General features: G+C 43.9%; 27 protein-coding genes and 1 other RNA gene. 6 read left to right on the top strand and 22 right to left on the bottom strand.

What is annotated here, in order from left to right:
• Positions 1 to 6: 6 nt before the first annotated feature.
• Positions 7 to 975, bottom strand: coding sequence for a P1 family peptidase (locus BW944_RS01460; RefSeq protein ID WP_076556556.1), 969 nt, complete (start codon positions 973 to 975; stop codon positions 7 to 9).
• 70 nt (positions 976 to 1045) lie between these two features.
• Between BW944_RS01460 and BW944_RS01455 the strand changes: the two genes are divergently transcribed.
• Positions 1046 to 1318, top strand: coding sequence for an acylphosphatase (locus BW944_RS01455; protein WP_076556555.1), 273 nt, complete (start codon positions 1046 to 1048; stop codon positions 1316 to 1318).
• Positions 1319 to 1372: 54 nt separating this feature from the next.
• On the opposite strand, the gene BW944_RS01450 is transcribed toward BW944_RS01455, so the two are convergent.
• From BW944_RS01450 to BW944_RS01380, 15 genes are all read right to left on the bottom strand, one after another.
• Positions 1373 to 1609 (bottom strand): indolepyruvate ferredoxin oxidoreductase subunit alpha, encoded by a 237-nt coding sequence (locus tag BW944_RS01450; protein WP_076556554.1) that lies wholly within the window; start codon positions 1607 to 1609, stop codon positions 1373 to 1375.
• Between the two features lie 99 nt (positions 1610 to 1708).
• Positions 1709 to 2248 (bottom strand): histidine phosphatase family protein, encoded by a 540-nt coding sequence (locus BW944_RS01445; protein ID WP_076556553.1) that lies wholly within the window; start codon positions 2246 to 2248, stop codon positions 1709 to 1711.
• A gap of 79 nt (positions 2249 to 2327) precedes the next feature.
• Positions 2328 to 2534 carry a DUF6501 family protein gene (locus tag BW944_RS01440; protein WP_076556552.1) on the bottom strand — a complete coding sequence of 69 codons (207 nt, stop codon included), beginning with the start codon at positions 2532 to 2534 and terminating at the stop codon, positions 2328 to 2330.
• Positions 2535 to 2640: 106 nt separating this feature from the next.
• Positions 2641 to 3600 (bottom strand): peptide-methionine (R)-S-oxide reductase MsrB, encoded by a 960-nt coding sequence (gene msrB / locus BW944_RS01435; RefSeq protein ID WP_076556551.1) that lies wholly within the window; start codon positions 3598 to 3600, stop codon positions 2641 to 2643.
• A gap of 105 nt (positions 3601 to 3705) precedes the next feature.
• Complete coding sequence (locus BW944_RS01430) at positions 3706 to 4374, bottom strand: uracil-DNA glycosylase (protein ID WP_076556550.1); 669 nt, start codon at positions 4372 to 4374, stop codon at positions 3706 to 3708.
• Between the two features lie 48 nt (positions 4375 to 4422).
• Positions 4423 to 4671 (bottom strand): DUF2584 family protein, encoded by a 249-nt coding sequence (locus tag BW944_RS01425; RefSeq protein WP_076556549.1) that lies wholly within the window; start codon positions 4669 to 4671, stop codon positions 4423 to 4425.
• Positions 4672 to 4683: 12 nt separating this feature from the next.
• The gene (locus tag BW944_RS01420) at positions 4684 to 7803 is read right to left on the bottom strand and encodes an AAA family ATPase (protein ID WP_076556548.1); all 3120 of its coding nucleotides are present in this window, start codon (positions 7801 to 7803) and stop codon (positions 4684 to 4686) included.
• Between the two features lies 1 nt (position 7804).
• Positions 7805 to 8950 carry an exonuclease SbcCD subunit D gene (locus BW944_RS01415; protein WP_076556547.1) on the bottom strand — a complete coding sequence of 382 codons (1146 nt, stop codon included), beginning with the start codon at positions 8948 to 8950 and terminating at the stop codon, positions 7805 to 7807.
• 12 nt (positions 8951 to 8962) lie between these two features.
• A complete protein-coding gene (locus tag BW944_RS01410) occupies positions 8963 to 9184 on the bottom strand; it encodes a YozE family protein (protein ID WP_076556546.1) in 222 nt (73 codons plus the stop codon).
• Positions 9185 to 9271: 87 nt separating this feature from the next.
• Entirely contained in the window at positions 9272 to 10006 is a 735-nt protein-coding gene (gene tatC / locus BW944_RS01405; protein WP_084193583.1) for a twin-arginine translocase subunit TatC, read from the bottom strand.
• A gap of 65 nt (positions 10007 to 10071) precedes the next feature.
• Positions 10072 to 10260 (bottom strand): twin-arginine translocase TatA/TatE family subunit, encoded by a 189-nt coding sequence (locus tag BW944_RS01400; protein WP_076556545.1) that lies wholly within the window; start codon positions 10258 to 10260, stop codon positions 10072 to 10074.
• A gap of 143 nt (positions 10261 to 10403) precedes the next feature.
• Positions 10404 to 10892: a dihydrofolate reductase gene (locus tag BW944_RS01395; RefSeq protein WP_076556544.1), complete on the bottom strand. Its 489-nt coding sequence runs from the start codon at positions 10890 to 10892 to the stop codon at positions 10404 to 10406.
• Positions 10893 to 10903: 11 nt separating this feature from the next.
• Entirely contained in the window at positions 10904 to 11860 is a 957-nt protein-coding gene (locus tag BW944_RS01390; RefSeq protein ID WP_076556543.1) for a thymidylate synthase, read from the bottom strand.
• Entirely contained in the window at positions 11850 to 12449 is a 600-nt protein-coding gene (locus BW944_RS01385; RefSeq protein ID WP_076556542.1) for an HD domain-containing protein, read from the bottom strand. The genes BW944_RS01390 and BW944_RS01385 overlap by 11 nt, the downstream gene beginning before the upstream one ends.
• Positions 12450 to 13298 (bottom strand): DUF72 domain-containing protein, encoded by an 849-nt coding sequence (locus BW944_RS01380; RefSeq protein WP_076556541.1) that lies wholly within the window; start codon positions 13296 to 13298, stop codon positions 12450 to 12452.
• A 263-nt stretch (positions 13299 to 13561) separates the two neighbouring features.
• On the opposite strand from BW944_RS01380, the gene BW944_RS01375 reads away from it, so the two are divergent.
• The 3 genes from BW944_RS01375 (at position 13562) to BW944_RS01365 (ending at position 15082) form a co-directional block, all read left to right on the top strand.
• Positions 13562 to 13762 carry a cold-shock protein gene (locus BW944_RS01375; protein WP_008587582.1) on the top strand — a complete coding sequence of 67 codons (201 nt, stop codon included), beginning with the start codon at positions 13562 to 13564 and terminating at the stop codon, positions 13760 to 13762.
• A gap of 223 nt (positions 13763 to 13985) precedes the next feature.
• Positions 13986 to 14663: a queuosine precursor transporter gene (locus tag BW944_RS01370; protein ID WP_076556540.1), complete on the top strand. Its 678-nt coding sequence runs from the start codon at positions 13986 to 13988 to the stop codon at positions 14661 to 14663.
• 5 nt (positions 14664 to 14668) lie between these two features.
• Positions 14669 to 15082: an RNase H family protein gene (locus BW944_RS01365; RefSeq protein ID WP_076556539.1), complete on the top strand. Its 414-nt coding sequence runs from the start codon at positions 14669 to 14671 to the stop codon at positions 15080 to 15082.
• Positions 15083 to 15194: 112 nt separating this feature from the next.
• Here BW944_RS01365 and BW944_RS01360 read toward each other — a convergent pair whose 3' ends face one another.
• The 6 genes from BW944_RS01360 to BW944_RS01335 all read right to left on the bottom strand — a co-directional run bounded on the left by BW944_RS01360 (position 15195) and on the right by BW944_RS01335 (position 18796).
• Positions 15195 to 16325, bottom strand: coding sequence for a THUMP domain-containing class I SAM-dependent RNA methyltransferase (locus BW944_RS01360; RefSeq protein ID WP_076556538.1), 1131 nt, complete (start codon positions 16323 to 16325; stop codon positions 15195 to 15197).
• Between the two features lie 95 nt (positions 16326 to 16420).
• Positions 16421 to 16799, bottom strand: an RNA gene (rnpB, locus tag BW944_RS01355) — RNase P RNA component class B.
• A 56-nt stretch (positions 16800 to 16855) separates the two neighbouring features.
• On the bottom strand, positions 16856 to 17182 hold the full coding sequence (gpsB, locus tag BW944_RS01350) for a cell division regulator GpsB (protein ID WP_076556537.1): 327 nt from the start codon (positions 17180 to 17182) through the stop codon (positions 16856 to 16858).
• 56 nt (positions 17183 to 17238) lie between these two features.
• Positions 17239 to 17805, bottom strand: coding sequence for an SLOG family protein (locus BW944_RS01345; RefSeq protein ID WP_076556536.1), 567 nt, complete (start codon positions 17803 to 17805; stop codon positions 17239 to 17241).
• Positions 17806 to 17970: 165 nt separating this feature from the next.
• The gene (cdd, locus tag BW944_RS01340) at positions 17971 to 18375 is read right to left on the bottom strand and encodes a cytidine deaminase (protein ID WP_076556535.1); all 405 of its coding nucleotides are present in this window, start codon (positions 18373 to 18375) and stop codon (positions 17971 to 17973) included.
• Positions 18376 to 18448: 73 nt separating this feature from the next.
• Complete coding sequence (locus BW944_RS01335; protein ID WP_076556534.1) at positions 18449 to 18796, bottom strand: DUF1798 family protein; 348 nt, start codon at positions 18794 to 18796, stop codon at positions 18449 to 18451.
• A gap of 450 nt (positions 18797 to 19246) precedes the next feature.
• Between BW944_RS01335 and recU the strand changes: the two genes are divergently transcribed.
• Positions 19247 to 19864 carry a Holliday junction resolvase RecU gene (gene recU / locus BW944_RS01330; RefSeq protein ID WP_076556533.1) on the top strand — a complete coding sequence of 206 codons (618 nt, stop codon included), beginning with the start codon at positions 19247 to 19249 and terminating at the stop codon, positions 19862 to 19864.
• Entirely contained in the window at positions 19857 to 22601 is a 2745-nt protein-coding gene (locus BW944_RS01325) for a transglycosylase domain-containing protein (protein WP_076556532.1), read from the top strand. Before recU ends, BW944_RS01325 begins: the two co-directional genes overlap by 8 nt.
• The last annotated feature ends 18 nt before the right edge of the window (positions 22602 to 22619 follow it).

The following is a 22619-nucleotide window of genomic DNA, read 5'->3' as shown; positions in this document are numbered from 1 at the left end:
ACTCCTTTACGTCTCTTTGAAAATATCCTTCGCGCTCTGTAATCCGAATGCGCTCCCCGCTTCCAGCACAGCAGTTGCTATCGCTTGTTCAACCACGTGCACGACGAGAGTCGAAAGTGTGAGCAGAGAAGTTTCCTTTTCCCCTTCGGCCATGACGAACATAGCATCTCCGTCCATGACTGTATGGACCGGCCGGATGCATCTCGAAAGTCCATCATGCGCAGAGGCTGCCAAATGGTTGGCTTCCGGTTTGGTTATCCGTGCATTCGTCGTAATACAGCCAATGGTCGTATTTATACCTTCCTGAGAATCTGGTGAGGAAGATTCCCTTAGTATACGCTCCGTATCAAGGAATCCTTCCTTCTGATTATAGGCTCCCGCAATAATCCGGTTCGTTTCCGGATCCATTATATCACCGAACGCGTTCACAGCAATACAGGCTCCTACCTTCACGCCACCTGCGTCCACAGCATAGGTTCCTATCCCGCTTTTCATTGCGCTATCAAATCCATGGACCTTTCCGACACTCGCTCCCGTCCCTGCCCCTTGATTACCGGAAAGGAATTCCGTGCCCTGAAAAGCTCTCTTTGCTGCCTCATACCCATAGGAAGCATCGGGGTATACGGAATTTGTAGACGGTAGGAAATCAAATAAAATTGCTGACGGCACAATAGGAATGATGTTACCGAGAAGCTCGAAACCGATCCTTTCCTCTTCCAGGTATCTCATCACCCCTCCGGCTGCATCCAGGCCGAACGCGCTGCCTCCGCTCAAAGTGATCCCGTGAATTTGTGCGACAGTATTTTCGGCTTTCAATAGATCGGTTTCTCTAGTGCCTGGAGCTCTCCCCTGGACACTGACTCCCCCTGTAGCTCCTGCCGTATGAATAATGGCGGTCGTTCCTGTACCATTATCGGCATCGGTATAATGGCCATACAAAAAATTTCCTACATCACGAATATCTATTTTTTTCAAAATAAATCCCTCCACGTTTGAGATATCGAATTATAAGGAAAATAAACATGAGAAAGAAAGGAGTGGTGGTATGCTGAAGCAAATAGTAGTACACGGCCGCGTTCAGGGTGTCGGCTTTCGCATGACGGCGAAACAACTCGCCGACACTCACAACATCAAGGGTCAGGTCAAAAATAAAGAGGATGGGACTGTTGAGATCTTAGCAAGCGGAGAAGAACAGGAAATGGATACGTTCATCGAAAAAATAAAAAACGGACCTTCTCCAGCAGCTCGTGTAAAATATACCGACATTACCGATCTTAATGGAAAAGAAAACTTCAACGGTTTTAAGATTATCGGTTAATCCCTATCCTTATGAAAAAAAGCTGCCTGAATAAGGCAGCTTTTTTATGATATTTTATTCCTCGAAGAACTTCCTATTCATCTCGATGTATGGTGTTTCTTCCTCCGGCACTTCATCTTCAATATAAATAGCCTCTACTGGACATACAGCTTCACAGGCGCCGCAGTCAATGCAGATATTCGGATCAATATAGAACATATCTTTACCTTCTTCTATACAATCAACAGGGCATACCTCTACACACTCACCTGATTTTTCCGATTTACACGGAGATGTAATGATAAACGCCATTATTCTCATTCCTCCTTTTATAAAGATAAACCTTCCCTCTACCTTAATCTAGAAAGAAGCACTATCTGTAATCATACCTATATTCCTAAGAGCTCGCAATTAATTATACCAAATTCTATTAAAATTCCATGTGTCCCCGGACTTTTCCAATAAAAATGCATCGGGGTAAGAAAAATTAAGCCAATCTTCAAAAGAGACGTCTTTCCCGAAATATTCCAGAATGTAAACGAGCAGTTCTCCGTGAGTGACTACAAGTGGGTACGTATAGGAATCAAGCTCAGCGAGAAAAGACGTGACACGTTCTTTCGCTTCCCGTGAAGATTCCCCATCTCCGAATTTAAGCTCTCGATCATGAAAACTGTCTTCGATAAAAGCCTCCCAGTCTTCGAGAGGAGTTTCACTCAGAATTCTTTCTTTAAGACGTTCATCTGTATGAATCGGAAGCTCGTGCTGTTCAGCAAAAGGTTTTATCGTTTCGATGGCACGCAAAAAAGGACTGGAAAATATGACTTCACAGCAGTGGTGCTCATTCAACACTTCGACAAGTTTACTCGTCTTTTTCAGGCCACGGTGACTCAAAGGAGAATCACGATGCTGCCCTTCCGCTTCCGCATGTCTGATAATTAACACTCGCTCCATCTACAAAACCTCACTTTATCTGTGAATACTATAAGTATTCCCGAAGCGAGGCCCTTTTACACGTAAAAAAACGTCGATTCTATTTCTCTTCTTCGAAATAGTGTTTATAGAAACCGCCCATGCGTCCGGAATCGTCTATGATAAAGTAAAATTCGCCACTTTCGTTTTTCACTTCATAGATTTTCCCTGGAGTGAGTACATCTTCCACGACGAATTTCTCGGCGTCATTGTGAATACACTTGATCTTCTTGATCGTTTCATTGCTTTCCCACGTCTTGTGAATCATTCTTTCCCCTCCTCCCTTTCATTTTACAATGAAAATTCATTAGGAGACAACCTGTCTCGGCTGATTATGTAGAAGAAAAAGGACAGCCTTTTTCTTCTTGCTTCTTTTATTTGAATAAATAAAGGTAATCCTCGTACCCCTGGGCTTTCATTTCCTCTTTCGGGATGAATTGAAGAGCAGCGGAATTGATACAGTACCTCAATCCTCCCTCTGCTTTAGGACCATCTTCGAAGACATGCCCCAGATGAGAATCGGCCTCTGAACTTCTGATTTCCGTACGGATCATACCGTGCGTCTGATCGACTTCCTCTTCCACCCGCTGTTTCTCTATAGGTTTGGTGAAGCTCGGCCAGCCGCAGCCAGCGTCATATTTATCGGTGGAAGAGAATAGTGGTTCCTTAGAAACGATATCCACGTAAATCCCCTCTCCTTCATGGTCATGATATTCATTGTGGAAAGGTCGTTCCGTGGCGTTCTCCTGCGTCACCCTATACTGGATATCCGTGAGCTGTTGTTTCAAGTCCTGTTTCGTTTTGTCCGTTTTCCAGTGGTCTTTGATAAATTTCGCCCTCCCTGAACCTTTTTTGTAAAGCTTATAATGGAAGCGATTCTTCTTATAGTAATCCTGGTGTTCTTTTTCCGCTTCGTAGAATTTCTCGACAGGCACGATCGGAGTAACGATCGGAGCTTTGAACTTACTGGAAGCTTCCAGTTCTTTTCTGCTTTCTTCAGCAAGTCTCTTCTGCTCATCATCATGATAATATATTGCAGTGGTGTAGGAAAAACCACGATCGGCGAATTGACCCTCGTCATCCGTCGGGTCGATCTGCTGCCAGAAAATCTCAAGCAGTCTCCGATACGGAAACATCTCCGGATCAAAGACGATCTGCACGGCTTCTCTGTGACCTGTGTCTGTCGTAATCACCTGCATATATGTCGGGTCATCAACATGACCTCCTGTATAACCGGATATTATCGAGTGGATGCCCGGACGCTCATCAAATGGTTCTACCATGCACCAAAAGCATCCACCTGCGAATGTTGCCGTCTTCAATTGCTCTGACAAAAATGACCCCTCCATACATAATTGGTTCTTCGTTCATTGTTGCTAAAAAGAAGGGAAATATCAATTTTCATGCTTATCTCCGTACTGATATTTCTATATAATTCATTATTTCAGGCTCCAATCAATCGGGGACCTTCCATTCTCCTCGAGGAATCTGTTCGTTCTGCTGAAAGGTCTGCTGCCGAAGAAGCCTCGGTGAGCAGCGAATGGACTCGGGTGTGAACTTTCGATGACAAAGTGTTTCTGTCTATCAACGTTCTCCGCCTTTTGTCTGGCAGCTTTTCCCCATAGAATGAAAACCAGGGGATCCGTTCTTTCATTCAGCCGGTCGATCACTTCATCGGTGAACCGTTCCCACCCCTTCTTCCGATGCGAATGTGCCTCTCCTCGCCGGACAGTAAGTACATCATTCATCAATAGGACACCCTCTTCAGCCCAGGGGACAAGCGAACCATGAGAAGGTACGGCAATCCCTAAATCTTCGTTCAGTTCTTTATGAATATTGCGCAGGGAGGGAGGAACATTCATCCCTGGTCGCACGGAAAAACTGTACCCGTGAGCCTGATGGGGTCCATGATAAGGGTCTTGCCCCAGTATGACTGCTTTCGTATCGGTGTACCCGGTCGTACGAAAAGCGTTGAATATATCGTTCATCGCAGGATAGATTTCATGATTCCCATATTCCTCTTTCAGAAAAGCCCTCAACTGCTTATAATATTCTTTCTCCTGCTCCGGTTGCAGAAGAGGATCCCAGTCGTTCCCGATCTCTATCACAAGCTTCCCCCGCTTTCGAAACGTTTTAGTCGTATCGCAGCTATTCTTTCAGTTGACGGAATAAAGAGAGACGAGTCGATAATGACAAATCGTCTTGCCATCTTTCAAACTCAGTTGTTCTATATCCGCTGTTCCGATTTGATCGGATTTTCGATGACGTCTCACTTCTAAATGTTCATTCATTGGAAATAATTGGTACCCATCGAAAACTACTTCGAACAGGTTATCATCCGGGTCGAGTCTTTTTTCATTCCCTTCCGTAATAAGTACCCACGCCATGGAAAAGGGAGTTGCCATATGAATTCCTCCTCATTTGTATTTGATAGTCACATTAGAGCCGCTTCCCGCTGAAGTAACTTGCATTTGTACCGGAATCTCTTCTTTCAACTGTGGAACATGAGAAATGATTCCTAACAGTCGATTCCCGTCCTGCAGAGATTTTAGACATTCGATTGCCTGCTGAAGGGAAATATCATCAAGCGTTCCGAAGCCCTCGTCAATGAAAAGTGTATTGAGTTGAATGCCCCCCGCATAGGATTGGACCACATCAGCCATTCCGAGAGCCAGACTCAAGGCGGCTTTGAACCCTTCACCGCCCGATAACGTGCGTACGGATCTTTCGAGACCGGTGTATTGATCCATCACTTCCAGATCCAATCCGCTTTGAGCCCCGCGTTTGGCAATTTCCTCGCTTCTTTTCAATTGGTATCGGTGGTCGGTCATAATCTGCAGACGTTGATTCGCCTGGAGGAGAATTTCATCCAGATAAGAAGCCAACACATACCTCTCCAGGGAGAGACGGAGCGGGTTATCTCCGCTGGTAATACTGGCAAGATCACCTACGTCATAATACAATTGTTCATTCGCATCCTGCTCTTTCAGTATCTGATTCAAAGACGCGAGGGAGTCGTCGTTTTGTTTTTGTTCGTACTGTATTTTCACCAGTTGCTCCTGGAGATTATCTATAATAGATGTCAATTCTTCTTTTTCTCCTAATAGTTCATCAGTAGGAACAGTCGTTTTATCGTCACCTATTTCTTCTTCAAGCTCATGTATACGACTGGTGATGATCGCCTGATTTTGAAAGAAGGCCTGGATCTCCTGTTTCATTTTTTCGATTTCTTCCCTCGAGCGTTTACTGTCTTCATAGGCGTTCATATCCTCGAAGGATGTTTGATCAAACGTTTGTTTGAACTGCTCTTGTTTATCTTTCGCCTGGTTATGAGCTTGTTCAAGATGCTCCACCAGCTGATTTCTCGTTCCCTGAATCGTATGCACCTCTTCAGATAAACGGGAAATCTCTTCCTCCACTTTCTCTTTCTCTTTTGTCATCTGTACGAAGCGTTCCCGTATCTTTTCATATTTTTGTTCCAGAATATCCGCAGAAACCTCTTCCCCTTCTTTAAACTGGGAAAAGGATCGATAAAATTCCTTCAATTCCGCTTCCAGCCCCGTTATCATCCGGATCTGCTCATACCGGTTCTCCTTTTCCGACTTCAATCTTTCGGATATTTCTTCCGTTTGCTGCTGAGTTTTTTCATAGTCTCTTTCCAGTTTTTCTTTCTCTTTCTTCGATGACGCAAGATCGCTCACTTCTTTGTCCACTTCAGCGATCTCTTGAGCCTTTGCAGAAACAAGCATTGCTAAGGTTTCCCCATCCACCGAAGTTATATCAATCTTAGATGCGGACAGGCTTGATTGAATCGTCTCCTTTTTAGTTTTCTCTTCCGCTTCCAACCGATAGACATCGGAGAGCACTCTATCCCGTTCTTTTTTCAACGCTTCCAGCTCGAGATCAACGCGTGCTATTTCTTCCTCTTCCACAGCTTTTTCATGGGTCGCAGGAGACGGATGGTGTTCGGAACCGCAAACAGGACATGCATCTCCGGGACGGAGCGATTGTGATAACAAGTAAGCCTGATGTCCCTCTTTTGCGGTAGTAAGAGAAGCGATATATGACTCCTTTTCTTTTATATCCCCCTCTTTTCTGTTCAGTCGTTCTCTTTCAGAGTGAAGTTTTCCGGAAATATTCTCTCTCTCTTTTGCTGCACTCTTTAATTGACGCAGAAACTCAGCTTCCGTGTTTCTGTCATTCTGCGCTTCTTTTCTATCGAAATACTTTTGTTCGATTCCGTACAATTGTTCCAGGGATTTTTTCTGTCTTGAAGTTTCCTCTTTATGCTGAGCGAGCCTTTTTTCTTTTTCCTGTATAGATTTATCCAGCTCATCTTTCGTTTTTTTGTTCGATTCCAGTTGTCGTTCTTTTTCTTTCACTTCCGGGAGACGAGTCTTGGCCTCTTCTAAACGCTCCATTTCTCTTTGTAGTTGAAGGCGCTCCTCCTCTCTTTCTGAAAGCAGGTCCTTTTCTTGTTGCTTTTTTTCTTTTTCTTCCTGTTTTTTGGTCAGTTTCTCTTCTGTCTCTTTCACCTGCTTCTGAAGAGAACGAAGCTGACTACCAGCTTCGTTTGCCTGAGTTTCATAAACTTCTATCTTGGAGGCTTCTTCGGCTTTTGCAACCTCTTTTTGCATAGTCTCCGTCACATGTCTCCTGGCGTAATGGTCCTCCTGTTTCTTCGAATATTCCCTCCACTCTTCGACCAAAGAGTTGTGACGTTCTATGTCCTGTATTCTTTTCTCGAGCTTCGCTTTTTCCTCGGTTTTCATTTTTTTATGTTCTGTCATGGAATCAATCCGTTCCTTTTTGAAGCGGATATCCTCTTCGATGACGGGTACAGCTTCTGCCGGGTACTCTGGCAGTTCGGTTTGTTCTTCCATATAAATTCGTTCCAGAACTTCTTTGGCACGGGAACGGGACTTATTGATTTCCCCTGTAAGCTCCGACTTTTTTTGTTTCAGCCGTTCCGTAACATCCGAGTATAAAGAAGTATCAAAAATTTTCCGTAGTACTTCTTCTCTTTCCCGGCTGTTTTCAGAAATCAGTTTCCGGAACTCCCCCTGGGGGATCATCATCATTTTTCTGAACTGCTCATAATTGAGCCCGAGCATTTCTTCGATCAGCTGATCCACTTCCCGGACTTTTGAAGCGACAAGAGTATTCTCACCATAAGGATCGAAATACAATTCCGCTTTTGCCGGCTCTTCTTTCGTACCTTCGCCTCTTTCTTTTGATACCGTTTGTTTCGGATATCTGAAAAGAGAATACGTGTGATTATTGATACGGAACGTAAACGTCACAAATGTTTTTTCTTCCGGGGTGGAGAGCTGACTTCGGAGCGTTTCCTGATCACGGTCGCTGCCGCTGGCTTTTCCGTATAGAGCGAAACAGATAGCATCAAAAATCGACGTTTTCCCAGCACCGGTAGGACCTGTAATCAGAAAGATGGGATATTGTTTGAGCTTTTCGAACGATATCGTTTGTTGTTGTTTGTAAGGCCCGAACGCCTGCAATGTCAATTCAACGATTTCCACTTCACTGCCCCCTCTCGGACTGTCTGGTCTCTTCTATGGTTCTCTGGAGAATTTCTTTCTTCTCTTCAGATAGTCTTTCTTCTTTCACCAACTCATAGTAATCGGTGAGAATTTCAATCGGAGATTTATTCCGCTTTTGCCTCACTTTTTCTATCTCTTCTTCCTGAAAAGACCCCGAAACGCCTTTTCGCTCCAGATGAAGAATATTGGGATACACATTTCTAAGTTGTCCGACCGGGTCCAGAATTTCTCCGCTATCAAGGAGTCGTACATTCAAATAGTTGCGCGGATTCGAAGCGGCATTTCCGTTCATCAGATCTTTGAAATAACCTTCTACGGCTTCGAGGTCGACTTCCGGAACGAGAGGAACCTTCCTCGTCTCGATATCTTCTTCCAATTCAACGATTGTGACCGACTTACGGTGATTCACTTCGGAAAAGGAATACTTCAAAAGGGAACCGCTGTACCTTATATGAGGCGATCCTACCTGTTGAGGCTGATGGAGGTGACCCAGGGCGACATATGAGAAATCCTGAAGAAGTTCCGCCCCGATATAAGGGGTTCCCCCCATCATGGTGAGACGCTCTTCTGAATCGGATTCCATCCCCCCCTGAATGAACGCATGCCCTACCAGCACGTGACGTTCCTTCTTCATGTCAAACCTGGCTTCGATATCTTCTACGATAGCTTCATATGCTTCCTGATGAGAAGTTATATTCTTTTCAAAAACCGCCTGTGCTTCAGCCGGTTCAATATAAGGAATCAGATGAAAGTGTACGGCCCCCCTTTCATCATGAAGAACGACAGGCTCCCTGTTAGTTTGCAAATGCGTATGTAAATGTATGTCTCCTAGTTCAAATAAAGAGGCCCCGAAAGCGAGACGATCGCTACTGTCATGATTACCGGAAATCATCAGTACCGGAATATTACGCTCACTCAACTGGAGCAATGCGTCATTCAAAACATGTACAGCTTCCTTCGGAGGAATGGAACGATCGTAAAGATCCCCGGCGATGATGACCGCATCCGGTTGTTCCTCGTCGCATATGTCAATGAACTTGGCGATGACTTCGGCCTGGTCCTCTGTAAGATGTTTCTTATGGATGATTTTACCTAAATGCCAGTCGGCAGTATGAATGATTTTCACTGTGTCTCTCCCTCACTCTTCTTCTTCCATGTAGGTTTCGTAAAGTCTGTCAAACGCAGCAAGTGACCCGGGAAAAGGGCTGTGGTGTTCCAGGTACTCACTGAGTTCATCGTACGATTCAGACTGTTTCGGGAAGCTGTGCTCCTCGAACATCCAATCTGCAAGTTCTTTCTCTTTGCCTGTTTCGAGATTGCCTCTGAATCTCATCATATAGTGATAAAACGACCGCTTCATAAGAGCTCCTCCTCAATGATTGCTTACTACAGTTTTATCATGCTTTCTCTTTTGTTACAAAAAAGAACGCCGACCAGTGGTCAGCGTCTAATCTTCGTCAAGCCATTCCCGCTGTTGTTTCATGCGTTTCCTGAAAACGATTCTCGAAAGAATGATGCTGATTTCATATAATAGTATGAGCGGCACAGCCACAACCAGTTGAAGAATGAAATCTGGAGGGGAAAGAATCGTCCCCATAATGACGAGAATCAAATAAGCATACTTCCTGACCTTCACCAAAAACTGGGGGTTCACAATCCCGAGACTGGTCAAAAACATAAGAACAAGCGGTATTTCAAAAAACACGGCAAACGGTACTGTGACGCGAAAGAGAAACTTGAAATATCTCTCGACCGTATATATTTCTGTGAACATTCCATCATTCAGATCCAATAAAAAAGGCATGATGAATTTGATGAATATGAAATACCCGAACACCAGACCGCCGACGAACAAAAGAAAGATGAACGGTATATACATTAGAGAAACGCGTTTTTCTTTCTTCGTCAATGCCGGTTTAATGAATAACCATAATTGAAAAGAAAACATCGGAAGGGTTGCAGCAATAGCGATGATAGTAGCAATCGTAAATACAATCCAGATGATTTCTCCCGGACTTGTCATATGAAGTTCAAACGTGACGTCATTCAGGAAAAAGGTTTGAATAGGTCGATGATAAAGGAACCCTACAACAAAAAATGCGATGAATGTCACCAGCGTCAGGATGATTCGTTTCCGCAATTCCCCAAAGTGTTCTATATAATCCATGTCCTGATCTGCCAATGTTTACCCTCCCTGTCAAAACCTGCACAAAAAAGTAGATGTAAGGATTTACCTTACATCTACACTTATCCTTGCTTGTTCTCTTTATCCGATGATTTCTTCGAATCGTCAGACATGAGATCTCCGGTGGCTTGCTTGAATTCTTTCAAGGTCGTACCGAAAGCTTTACCGATTTCAGGTAATTTGGAAGGTCCGAAAATGACCAGTGCGATAACTAGAATTAAGATTAAACCTGGTACACCGATTGATGCCACGTGGATTCACCTCTTTATTAAGTATATTAATTTCTGAACTCTCAGTTTTGTCATGATTTTGAGCAATGACTTACCTACAATCATAAGATGACTACACTCATCATATCACGTAAGTCTTCTTCTGTCTCTACCATTTTATTATATTACTTCCTATCATAAACGCAGAAGAAATAATCATAGGGATTCTTGTCATCTTTTATCCCTTTCTCTTTGCTGGTCAATTCCCATTCGGACCAGTCGATTTCAGGAAAGTAGGTATCTCCTTCGAAAACGTGTTCAATATGTGTAACATACATACGATTCGCTTCTTCCTGCATGGCTTCAAATAACACAGTGCCCCCGATAATGAACCATTCCTTCTCCGGATCACTGTTTGTCAGTTGAAGGATTTCTTCAATGGAATGTACAACTGTACAACCCTCTGCTTCGTAATTTTGGTCACTTGTTATAATCACATGCTCACGCCGAGGAAGAGCTCCTCCTAATGATTCGAACGTCTTTCTTCCCATAATCACCGTACGATTCACCGTTTTATCTTTGAAGAATTGAAAATCCTTCGGTATGTGCCAGGGCAAATCATTGTTTTTTCCTATCAGTCGATTTTTATCCATTGCAAAAATGAATGAAATCATTACGCATCCTCCTAAACGGCTACGGGAGCCTTGATTCCCGGGTGGGGGTCATAATCCTGAATAGTCACATCTTCTATAAGCAGGTCAAAAATCGATTTTTCCGGTGCTTGCAACTTTATAGCCGGGAGAGGTCCGGGTGCACGAGCGAGTTGCTTTTCCACCTGTTCAAAATGATTATGATAAATATGAGCATCTCCCAGGGTGTGTACGAATTCCCCAGGTTCTAATCCACATTCATGAGCAACCAGGTGAGTAAGCAGTGCATAGCTCGCTATATTGAAAGGAACCCCAAGAAACGTGTCCCCGCTTCTTTGATAAAGCTGACAGGAAAGTCTACCGTCATGAACATAGAACTGGAACATCGTATGACAAGGGGGAAGGGCCATATTTCCGGGTACATCCTCCGGGTTCCATGCTGTAACGATGTGCCTTCTTGAATCAGGATTGTTTTTGATGGATTCAATCACATTCTTCAATTGATCGATGGTTTCCCCTTCTGTCGTTTTCCAGGCACGCCATTGTTTACCATAAACATTTCCGAGTTCGCCATATTTTGCAGCGAATTCCTCATCAGTGAGAATTCTTCTTTTGAATTCAGCCATTTGCTGGTCATAAATCTCAGCAAAGTTCTCGTCAGAAAGTCTTCGTAAACCGAAATCGGTCATATCAGGGCCTTCGTATTCATCACTTGTAACCCATGCTTCGAACGCCCACTCATTCCAGATGTTATTGTTGTTTTCAAGCAAAAATCTTATATTCGTATCTCCACGGATAAACCAAAGCAATTCACTCCATATCAAACGGAAGGGGACCTTTTTGGTCGTCAGCAAGGGGAACCCATTTCTAAGATCGAACCTCATCTGATGGCCGAAGACGGATCTGGTCCCTGTCCCCGTGCGGTCACTTTTATCCTGTCCATTATGTAAAATATGCCTGCACAGGTCTAAGTATACCTGTTCACTCATCATTCATCCCTCCTGCAAATGATTGTTCTTCTTTAAATTGGCGAATGTACGTTTGCATAAGCTCGTGTCTGTTTTCGGCTTCCCTTCTGGCTGTGGGAGTCGATAACTTATCATATATTCGTAACAATTTTTCATGAAAGTGTTCTATCGACTTTTCTATACTCTGCTCATGAACTGCACCATAGCTGAAACAGCGGGCGATTCCGATTGCCCCGATGGCATCAAGCCTATCTGCATCCTGGACTACCTGCTGTTCCAAGGATACAACTTTTCCCCCTTTGGAGAAAGAGACTGAAGCTATAATTTTTTCAATGGTTGTAATTGTTGCATCACTAAATCCCAGCTCGCAGAGGAACTCTTTACGTTTCTTTCTTGCAGCGCCAGGGTCCCTCACCAATTTTTCATCGTCGATATCGTGGAACCAGGCCGCCAATTCAACGGTGACAGAATCCGCACCTTCTCGTTGAGCGATAAACACCGCATTACGGACGACCCGTTCTATATGGTCGGTGCCGTGACCAGAATGGTCCTCCCCGTGATACGTATGGACGAAATCTTCTACGCACTTTCTCGTTTGTTTTGAAAGACTCATTCAAAAAAGTCCTAACTGGCGAGGATTCAGATCGTCATACGTAACGCCAAGATATTCTATCATTTTCTTCGCATTAGGCGCTGCATCGTGGCCGGAATTATTATTGAACAACATAGTGACTGAACGTGATTCTTCCAATAATTTTTGAATAGAGGGGATCCACTCTTTTAATTCTTCTTCGCTGTAGTCGTACAGAAAACGAACAGCCCGCCAGTCTTTATGACCATTTTTGTTCCACCCGTGCACATTCCTACCGTGAAGCCTAATTAATGTCTTTTCAGAATTTGTCGCTTTCACTACTGCAGGTACAGAACCTTCACCAGCCTGCGGTTCGTCGCATACTGTATGAATAAAATCCTCCTCCTCAAGAAACTGCAGCGTTCTCTCACGGTATGCTTCTCTATACCAGCTTTGGTTCCGAAACTCTATGGCTACTGGATAATCTTCAAGCCATTCTCTGATTTGTCTCAACCTTTGAATGTTCTCTTTTTTTACATCAAACCATGGGGGAAACTGAAAAAGCAAAGCATCCACCTTTCCGGCTTCCACCGCAGGAGCAATCGACTCCTTATACGCTTCCATCAATTCTTTCGCTTCTTGCTTTGTTCTTTTTTCACGGTCATGACCGGTCAATCCCTGGAAAGCTTTAATGACGAAAGCGAAACTCTCCGGTGTATCTTTCACCCATTTTTCATAATAAGCCTGTTTCTGAATAGCATAAAAAGCCGTATCTACCTCAACTACAGGGAAATGAGATGCGTAGGATTGAAGCTTCTCATGAGCCCTTACGGATCCTTCATAAAGAGAAGGATGATCGCTCCACCCTGTAAGTCCTATATTAACATTCATCTAGCCTCCCCCTCCATTACTACTACCAGTATAATATTTTCATCATATAAATAAAAATTTTTCTCCTGCTCCCTTGACTCATTCCTTGAGATGAGATATATTGATAGTAAGCAAATATGAACGGAATCATAAAACAAAGGTAGTTCCCACCAAGAAGTGCTTATGATTTTATATTCCGCACTCCTTGTGGGGGCTTTTGTTTTTTTTCCACCTCATATTTGTAATATCACGTGTAACGTGCAAGATTCTAGGAGGATTTAATTATGCAAAACGGTACAGTAAAATGGTTCAACGCGGAAAAAGGTTATGGCTTCATCCAGGTAGAAGAAGGTAACGACGTATTCGTACACTTCTCTGCTATCCAAGAAGAAGGTTTCAAGTCTCTTGAAGAAGGTCAAGAAGTTACTTTTGAAATCGTAGAAGGCGACCGTGGCCCACAAGCGGCTAACGTTGTTAAACAATAAATAAAAAGCCCTGAAAGCAACAGCTGCCAGCTGTTGCTTTTTTATTTTTGCCGAATGATAATTACCCTGCTTTCAAAATGGGTACTCCCCTATTGAAGTAGATACTACTTTCTTCTGGAGTTTCCTTTATTGCAACTTTCGTTCTGACTGAGTATAATGTTTTTTTGTCAGGTTTTCGCGGTTCGAAAATTCCCGCGTTATCAAAACTAAGGAGGACGAATGGATGTTCAACGAATTATTATGGATTATTTTTGCCATTGTCAACTTCACACTTTTGCTGACTGTTTACCGCCTTTTCGGCAAAAATGGTCTATTCGTATGGATTGGCATGGCTACTGTGGTAGCAAATATTCAGGTTGTGAAAACAGTCGAATTATTCGGATTGACCGCTACCCTCGGAAATATCATTTATGGTACAGCCTTTTTGGCTACAGATATTTTGAACGAAAAATACGGAAAGGATTCCGCAAAAAAAGCCGTATGGCTCGGTTTTTCGGCACTGATCGCTATGACGATCATGATGCAGATTTCCCTCAGGTTCATACCGGCTGAAAGTGATATTGCTCAATCCGCCCTCGAGACACTGTTTGGAATCGTACCTCAAATTGCAATCGGGAGTTTGCTCGCATATATTATCAGTCAATACTTTGATGTATGGCTGTACGCATTTTTGAAAAAAATATTCCCGAAAGACAAACACCTTTGGATTCGAAACAACGGTTCCACTATGATCAGTCAATTGCTCGATACAGCAGTATTTTGTGGTATCGCCTTTTATGGATTATATCCTTTCGGAGTCTGGATAGAAATATTCTGGACGACGTATTTTATTAAATTCCTTGTTTCTTTACTGGATACCCCATTTTTGTATGCTGCAAAATCCTTTAGATTGAAGGAGTGATGAAGATGCTTGAGGTTTATACAGATGCTGCAACTAAAGGAGACCCGGGACCGAGTTTTTCGGGCATTTATATAAAAAGTAAGTCTGAAAAGTATTCTTATTCCTCTTATCTCGGGGAACTTTCCAATCACGAAGCGGAATTCGCGAGTGCCTGTCAAGCACTCAGGGTCTGCAAAGAGCGTTTCCCGAAAGAAATCATTTCTTTACGAACGGATTCTAAAATTGTGGTCGAGACTTTTGAAAGGAACAGAACGAAGAATCACATTTTCTTTTCCTATCTTGAGACTCTGGACCAGTTGGCTGAGAACTTCCCTTTCGTTTTCATGAAATGGATCCCCGAAAAACAGAATATCCATGCAGACCAACTCTCCAAAGAATCTTTAAGAAAATATTTATATGATAATAAAAACGATACGTAACTTAACGGTATCGTTTTTATTATATTTTCGGAGTTGCTACTAAGTATTAATACAAAACTAAAAACAGGCTGTAGCTCCAGTTCTCGGAATACAGCCTGTTCTGAAATCTACTCTATTCTTTTTTTCCGAAAAACTGATAGTACGTCGTTTCAATGAATCCGTTGAATAATTTCCGTTTCTTCGTAGCTTCCGTGCCGTATACCTTCTCAAACTGAGGATGGGCAGTGAGCAGATAAACGCTCCAGGTAGGAAAGTCTTTCATCACTCCGCCAAGCTGACGGTACGTCTGCTCAACTTCTTTCTTATCCCCTATTCTTTCTCCATAAGGTGGATTCGATACAAGGTAACCACCTTTTTCCATCGGTTTGAAATCTCTGGCCTGCATCTGCTTGAAGGGAATCAGTTCACCGAGCCCTGCCTCCATAGCGTTCGCTTTCGATATTTCGATCATCTTAGGGTCGATATCTGTACCGGTTATATTAATGGGCTGATCATAGTTCGCTTTATCTTCCGCTTCTTCGAATGCCTTCTCCCACTGTTTATCTGTGATGAAGGACCAGTTTTCAGACGCGAACTCCCTATTGAATCCAGGAGCGATATTCTGACCGATAAGGGCCGCCTCGATTGGAATCGTGCCGGAACCACAGAAAAGATCGATGAAAGGGGCATCCCCTCTCCAATTTGTAATCTGAACGAGAGCAGCCGCCAATGTTTCTTTCAAAGGAGCGTCCCCCTGCCCGACACGATATCCGCGTTTATGAAGACCTGCGCCGGAAGTGTCTATAGTGAGCCAGGCCTCGTCTTTATCTATAGCTACCTCTACCCTGTAAAAAGCCCCTTTCTCTTCAAGACGGCTGGCAATTCCATATTTTTGTTTCATCCGTTCTACAATCGCCTTCTTAACGATTGCCTGACAGTCAGGTACACTATAAAGCTTGGATTTTTTCGACTTCCCTACCACCGGAAATTCTCCATCCTCTGAAATGAAATTCTCCCATGGAAGAGCCTTCGTCGCCTCGAAAAGTTCATCAAAACTGTAGGCATGAAACTTTCCCACGAGCAATTTGACACGATCCGCTGAACGGAGCCACAAATTGACACGCGGGATATCTGCGGGAGTAGCTTCAAATATGGCCCGGCTGTTCTCCACTCTCACATTTTCATAACCAAGATCCCTCAATTCCTGCCCGACAATGCCCTCAAGGCCCATCGCTGCAGTTGCGATTAAAGTAACTTTGTTCATTGTATAATCACATCCTTCGCTCTTAATTAAAAAACCTCCAATACGGTAATCCTACCATAAAGGAGGTGACTTCTCTTATGTAAGACCGGGAGATGCTTTGTAAGCCATGTTCTGTACCTTTGTACTGCGAGCGGTGGTCAGCCTCGTACTCCGGTGGTAATCATCTATCTGCTGATGTTCATCAGCCTCTTTCTCCGTTTGATTCCTTTGAAAGAGTGCCCCTACCTAAGTTTGGGTTGCTCGCTCGAGGGGTTTACCTCGTTCCACCTGAAGTATTTCTACTTCAGCTCCGTCACTGTGGCACTTTCAAGATAATCAGACCATATCCAAAGAAGGACACAGGTCTTTTCTCTGCCGTTAGTGCATGAAAGCACTACCCAGACTTATGATTTCGTCTGGCACGAACACTACAAGCGTCTCAGCTTGTGCGAGCATGGACTTTCCTCTGCCTGATGGCAGCGATCACCCAAACATCTCCCTTATTCCGAAAACCATTTTATCAGATTCCGGGAAGCATGTCATTGGTAATTTTATTCATCTACATAGCGGTTACCAAATACCGCTTTCTCCAAATTGGAGAGACGCTTCAAAATATCATAGTTCACTTGATGACCGGACTGTCTCGATCTTGTTTCCTGTTTCTCTTCCTGTTCGGGCCCTTGAGAAACAGAACGATTTCTTTTCAGCCGTTCATTTTCTTCCTTCAAATCTTTGATCATTTCATCGTACTGATCATAATCTTTGATCACTAAATCGAGAAATTCATCCACTTCTTCCTGATTATAGCCTCTCATCGATGTTTTGAAGTCTCTTTCCAGTATTTCTTTACCTGTCAAATGAAATCGATCTTCCGTCATTCCATTCACCTCTTATCCAGCAAGTACTTATATTCTTTCAAAAGTCTTACAATCTGTCAATGTGCATCTTCTCCCCTGAATATTTCCGGGCTCGTCCATTCGAGCTCTTCGACAGTGTCCTCTAAATCCTGGGGGGTGATCCATTCCAATTCATAGTTATCTACGTGCTGGACCATTGCAAGAAAATATTTCGGTGTACCGGGAGTCTCCTCATCATAGAGGACTAAAGCTTTGTCCGAGTGCTCAATCAGGAAACGGTCCTTGGCTTTGAACTGAAAAGCTCCCTGATATCCCCCTTTGTACACAGGTTTATAAAAATCAGCCTCTTCTATAATATGGTGGTACATCACCTGTATATCTTCCGGCCACCGCTCTTCCGCGCCCTCAAAAGGGGGTATAACTGCGAGAGAAACATCATACCCTTCCTTCAACTCCAGCACAACTTGCGCAGTCCAGAACTCCACTCCGGGCTGACAGGAGACGAGCACCCATTCCCCGCCTTCTTCTAAAAAAGCGATGATCCTGTTTCTGAGAGCTTCCTTAATAAAAGCGACGCGTTTATCATTTTCCTGAAATATTCCCAGCTCGTGTGATTTATAACCGGTGACCAGTAATCGCTTCATCAAATTCTTCACCTCTTGAAAAACTCACTCGTCTTATCATTATTAAGAAATAGATGTACCCTGATTGTAACCTGTAGAAATTTCTCTCCAGGTGGATTCATTTTCAGCGTAGGCTATATAAAAACCTGCTACAATCATTATAACTGCAGCAGGTAGATATGGAAACTATTCATGTTTTGAAAGGTCGTCCGGAGTGAACGAGAACGGTAGAAGTTCCGCCATTGTCATCGTCTTCGTCTTACCACTGAGATTAGCAGTATGTACCGGCGTATCAGGAGCAAAGAATTCACTCATCACCTGACGACACGAACCACAAGGTGGCACAGGACGATCCGTATCCGCGATAACAGCCAGAGTCTCGAAATCATAATGGCCGTCCGCTACGGCCTTGAAAATAGCTACTCGTTCTGCACAACAAGTCGTGGGATAAGCCGCATTTTCAATATTGACGCCTTCATAGATTTCTCCGCTTTTCGTCAGAAGCGCCGCTCCTACCGGAAATTTCGAATACGGTACATAAGCTCTTTCGCGTATATCTTTCGCCTTTTCTATCAGCTTTTCTTTATTCATCGGGTTCTCCTCCTTCATTGGGATATTCATTATATTAAATAAACAGCCCAATGTAAAGCGTTTGCATGAGGAATCAAAGATTGTCGAGAACCATATCCAACACGTAATGAGAAGACTGGTAAAGGTCTTTGTATCTGTTCTTCTCCACATCGAGATAATAGGAGTGGAGGATAAGCATTTCGATATTTTCGTTTGTTGATTGTATCTGGTTTGGATGGACGCTGACCTCTCTGTTTTTTACAAATGGTTCCGCCACTTCGAACCATTCCTGTACAAGTGAAAAATATGGCGTTGTCTCCTCTTTCACCTTTTCAAAGAACTCGTGATCTGAACGATCCACAGGACCTGATTCACGCAGATATCGATCGTGCAATTCATCGATGGAGCTTTTTAATCTATGTGTTAATTCGTAGAGACTCATAGTTATCCTCTCCTTTCATATTTCAGCCTAGCACGAACTCCAAAAGCAGTAAAACATGCTTTTCCTTTATTTATTGGCTCTGTTATCGTTCCTTGTTGATTTTCGTTCTACGGGTGGAAGCTTGCCGCGGGCATGACGTAAACTTCCGGAATCTCTCTACGTTCGATTCCGGTGATTCCCCCGTTCATGCTTCTCCATCAGGCATCCCCACCCTTCGTTCCTAAAATCAACAACAGGCTTTAACAGAGCCTATTTATTAGGCTCAAAACAACTCATTCAACAGGAAAATTTATATCCTTCCCCTTCTCCCCCCCTGCACGCGGAAAGAGGTTTTAACTCGGACGGACGAAAATATCGGAATGAATTTCGAACTTATAAAGGATAAACATTTGTCGTTTGAAGGGGAAGAAAGTATAATAAGATGAGAATTCTATGAGGAGGAGCATGAGGATGCGATACCCGAATGGCACCAGGAGAAAAAACAATATCACTAACAGCACTCCCACCTCTTCAGGAAAAAGTTACAGCAATCGCGGGATGACTCTCGAAGAAGATATTAACGCAGCAAACACTTATTACGTTTCTCGTGATATGGCAATCGTACACAAAAAACCTACTCCCGTTCAAATTGTAAATGTAGACTACCCTAAGCGGAGTGCTGCAGTTATAAAGGAGGCATATTTTAAACAGGCTTCCACTACAGATTATAATGGAGTATATAAAGGCTACCATGTAGATTTTGAAGCAAAAGAAACGAAAAACAAGACCTCTTTCCCTTTAAGTAACATGCATGAGCATCAGATTACTCATATGGAACAGGTGATGAAGCAGAAAGGACTTTCTTTTATTATCGTCCGGTTCGCTCCCCTTGGAGAAACATTCCTGCTTGAAAGTAAGTATCTCATCGACTACTGGTATAAACAACAAGATGGAGGACGGAAATCAATCCCCTACTCTATCGTCAAAGAAAAGGCCTATTTAATTCCTTTTCATTTTCAGGCAAGAGTAGATTATTTGAAAGCCGTGGATAAGGTTTTAGCAAAATTGGAGGAAGATGTAAATGTCTAAAGAATATAATTCCCGTAAAGAGCGGCGTGAACAGTCGAGTCAGGCGAAAAAAGAAACAAAAGGTACAAAGGGGAAGAAAAAGGCTACAAACAAACAGCCTTCGAAGTTGAAGAAAATTTTGAGCATCCTTTTGATTGCAGGTCTTCTCCTCGGACTTGGAGGAGCGGGGATGTTCATATACTACGCTTCTAACGCACCTGAACTCAAAGCTTCAGAGCTGACTTCTCCGTTCTCATCCAAAGTTTATGATATGAATGATGAACTGGTCACCGACCTCGCAGGCGAAGAACGACGCTCGCAAGTGTCTTACGGTGATCTCCCTCAAAAGTATGTGGATTCAGTTCTCGCAACCGAAGACGTGCGTTTCTTCGAACACAGTGGTGTAGACCCCAAGCGGATTTTAGCAGCTATATGGGCTAATATTACCCAAGGGTTCGGTTCAGAGGGTGCCAGCACGATTACTCAGCAGGTGATCAAGCAGTCGCTGCTTACTTCTGACAAAACGATCGAACGGAAGGTGCAGGAGCAGTACCTTGCCTTTAAGTTGGATCGTGAGTATTCCAAAGAAGAAATATTCGAGATGTATGTAAACAAGATTTATTTTGGTCAGGGAGCTTATGGAGTTGCTGAAGCTGCCGAAACGTATTTCAACAAAACGGACCTTGATAACCTTACCTTAGCGGAATCCGCGTTACTAGCAGGTCTGCCCCAACGTCCAAGCGGTTACGACCCTTATGAAAACCCGGACCTTGCCAAAGATCGCATGAACACCGTCCTTCATCTGATGGTGGACCATGGAAAAATCAGCGAAGCAGAAGCGGAAGAAGCCAGGCAGACAGAGATCTCTTCCATGCTTGCTGAACAAACTGAGGAAACGAGACAGTACCAGGCTTTTATCGACAGGGTGAAAAAAGAAGTGGAAAGCCAAATGGGAGATGTAGATATTTTCAAAGACGGACTGAAAATCTATACAACGCTTGACCCGGAGGCTCAGGAACTGACAGAACAATCACTCAGTAGCGACGGTGGTCCTATCAGCTGGCCGAATGAGGACCTTCAGACAGCCGTTACAGTAACTGACACACAGACGGGTGCAATCCGGGCTATCGGCGGGGGCAGGGACTATGTCTCCGGAGGACTCAACTATGCTTCCGACGACCCCCGCCAGGCAGGCTCAACCATGAAACCGATCGCAGCGTACGGTCCTGCCATAGAATTTGAACAGTGGTCCACGTATCACCAGTTGCAGGATGAACCGATCGAATTTGGAGATTGGAACCCTACCAACTGGGATGATAGATATCGGGGGTGGATGACTATGCGTGAAGCGCTCGCTGATTCCATCAACATTCCCGCCATCAAAACGTTGGATGAAATCGGCACAGACAGGGCTTCCGAGTTTGCCGAGAAGCTTGGTATTTCCTTTGGTGAAGACGGTATGGTGCTTTCAGATGCCATCGGTTCCGAGGAGGTCACTCCGATTCAAATGGCCGGTGCCTTTGCCGCCTTCGGTAATGAAGGTGTGTATAATGAACCGTACACGGTCAGGAAGGTCGAAACGCCTGAAAACGGCACGGTCGATTTCACCCCTGAACCGGTTTCAGCGATGAAAGATTATACAGCTTATATGATCACTTCCATGCTTGAGACAGTAGTTACTGAAGGAACAGGCACAGCTGCCGATGTTCCGGGAGTACCTGTAGCAGGAAAAACCGGAACCACGAACGAAGAGGTGGACTCCTGGTTCAACGGCTACTCTACAAATTACTCGATTTCTGTATGGACAGGGAATCAGGATAGGTCTCCTATTCAAAGCGGAAAAGATATACCGAAACAAATGTTCCGCCACCTTATGGGTGAACTATCCCAGGATGTAGAAACAGAAGACTTCAGCAGACCCGAAAGTGCGGTCTGGGTTGATGTCGAAGCTGGCTCCCGTCCTGCTAAACTGCCGAGTGCTTACACTCCTTCTTCAAGAATTGTGACTGAACTCTTCCAGGTGGATAACCAGCCTTCAAATGTTTCTTCACAATTTCAGCGGATGGACCCAGTAAGTAACCTGGCTGCAACGTACAGTGAATCAAGCGACAGCATCAATGTCTCATGGTCTTACTCGGAAAGTGCTCAATTCAGTGTATACGCTAATGGAAGCACTCTTTCCAACACCGAACAGACCAGTCTGCAGATTAGTAATCCTCAACCCGGAAGAACGTACGACATTACGGTAGTAGCTTCAGGTTCCGGAGGGTCCTCAGACAGTGAAGGCCGTTCCGTTTCCGTACAAGTTCCTGGCGAAGAACCTTCTTCTGGCGAGGACGAAGAGAACCAAGAAAGCAATGAAGGTGAAAATGAGCAAGAGCAAGAAAATGATGAAAATAATAACGGCGAATCAGGCACCGACCAGGAGAACAATTCAGGGGAACAGAATAATAACTCCGATGGAGAGAATGGTAACGGTAACTCCGGCAATCAGAACAATGGTTCCTCTGAGAATGAGGGTGGTAGCTCCGGCAATCAAAACAACGATTCAGAACAGCAAAACAATGATCAGGATAATGGAAGCAACCAGCAAAGCAATGACCAGAACAATGACACCGAGCAACAAAGCAATGATGAGAATGATCAAGTTGAACAACAGAGCAGTGACTCTTCAGGTAATTCTTCATCAGAAGGTGGTTCCGGATCCTCTGAGGATTCGGACGAGTCGAACGACTCGACAGACCAGCAGAATCAGTAACTCATATAAAAACTCCGC

Origin of the sequence: Salimicrobium flavidum, from assembly GCF_900156645.1 — a bacterium.
Taxonomy (GTDB): Bacteria; Bacillota; Bacilli; order Bacillales; family Halobacillaceae; genus Salimicrobium; species Salimicrobium flavidum.
The sequence above is the reverse complement of the archived record's forward strand: the minus strand, read 5'-3'. Positions and strand labels throughout refer to the sequence as shown.

Bases quoted from the DNA above. Each gene is read 5' to 3' on its own strand.
- BW944_RS01335 (WP_076556534.1), bottom strand. From the start codon at position 18,796: ATGAGTCTCTACGAATTAACACATAGATTAAAAAGCTCCATCGATGAA.
- gpsB (WP_076556537.1), bottom strand. From the start codon at position 17,182: ATGACGGAAGATCGATTTCATTTGACAGGTAAAGAAATACTGGAAAGA.
- BW944_RS01345 (WP_076556536.1), bottom strand. From the start codon at position 17,805: ATGAAGCGATTACTGGTCACCGGTTATAAATCACACGAGCTGGGAATA.
- BW944_RS01440 (WP_076556552.1), bottom strand. From the start codon at position 2,534: ATGATTCACAAGACGTGGGAAAGCAATGAAACGATCAAGAAGATCAAG.
- BW944_RS01385 (WP_076556542.1), bottom strand. From the start codon at position 12,449: ATGAGTCTTTCAAAACAAACGAGAAAGTGCGTAGAAGATTTCGTCCAT.
- BW944_RS01390 (WP_076556543.1), bottom strand. From the start codon at position 11,860: ATGATGAGTGAACAGGTATACTTAGACCTGTGCAGGCATATTTTACAT.
- recU (WP_076556533.1), top strand. From the start codon at position 19,247: ATGCGATACCCGAATGGCACCAGGAGAAAAAACAATATCACTAACAGC.
- BW944_RS01365 (WP_076556539.1), top strand. From the start codon at position 14,669: ATGCTTGAGGTTTATACAGATGCTGCAACTAAAGGAGACCCGGGACCG.
- cdd (WP_076556535.1), bottom strand. From the start codon at position 18,375: ATGAATAAAGAAAAGCTGATAGAAAAGGCGAAAGATATACGCGAAAGA.
- BW944_RS01370 (WP_076556540.1), top strand. From the start codon at position 13,986: ATGTTCAACGAATTATTATGGATTATTTTTGCCATTGTCAACTTCACA.
- BW944_RS01325 (WP_076556532.1), top strand. From the start codon at position 19,857: ATGTCTAAAGAATATAATTCCCGTAAAGAGCGGCGTGAACAGTCGAGT.
- BW944_RS01360 (WP_076556538.1), bottom strand. From the start codon at position 16,325: ATGAACAAAGTTACTTTAATCGCAACTGCAGCGATGGGCCTTGAGGGC.
- BW944_RS01410 (WP_076556546.1), bottom strand. From the start codon at position 9,184: ATGAAGCGGTCGTTTTATCACTATATGATGAGATTCAGAGGCAATCTC.
- BW944_RS01450 (WP_076556554.1), bottom strand. From the start codon at position 1,609: ATGGCGTTTATCATTACATCTCCGTGTAAATCGGAAAAATCAGGTGAG.
- BW944_RS01455 (WP_076556555.1), top strand. From the start codon at position 1,046: ATGCTGAAGCAAATAGTAGTACACGGCCGCGTTCAGGGTGTCGGCTTT.
- BW944_RS01425 (WP_076556549.1), bottom strand. From the start codon at position 4,671: ATGGCAACTCCCTTTTCCATGGCGTGGGTACTTATTACGGAAGGGAAT.
- BW944_RS01380 (WP_076556541.1), bottom strand. From the start codon at position 13,298: ATGAATGTTAATATAGGACTTACAGGGTGGAGCGATCATCCTTCTCTT.
- BW944_RS01395 (WP_076556544.1), bottom strand. From the start codon at position 10,892: ATGATTTCATTCATTTTTGCAATGGATAAAAATCGACTGATAGGAAAA.
- BW944_RS01445 (WP_076556553.1), bottom strand. From the start codon at position 2,248: ATGGAGCGAGTGTTAATTATCAGACATGCGGAAGCGGAAGGGCAGCAT.
- BW944_RS01375 (WP_008587582.1), top strand. From the start codon at position 13,562: ATGCAAAACGGTACAGTAAAATGGTTCAACGCGGAAAAAGGTTATGGC.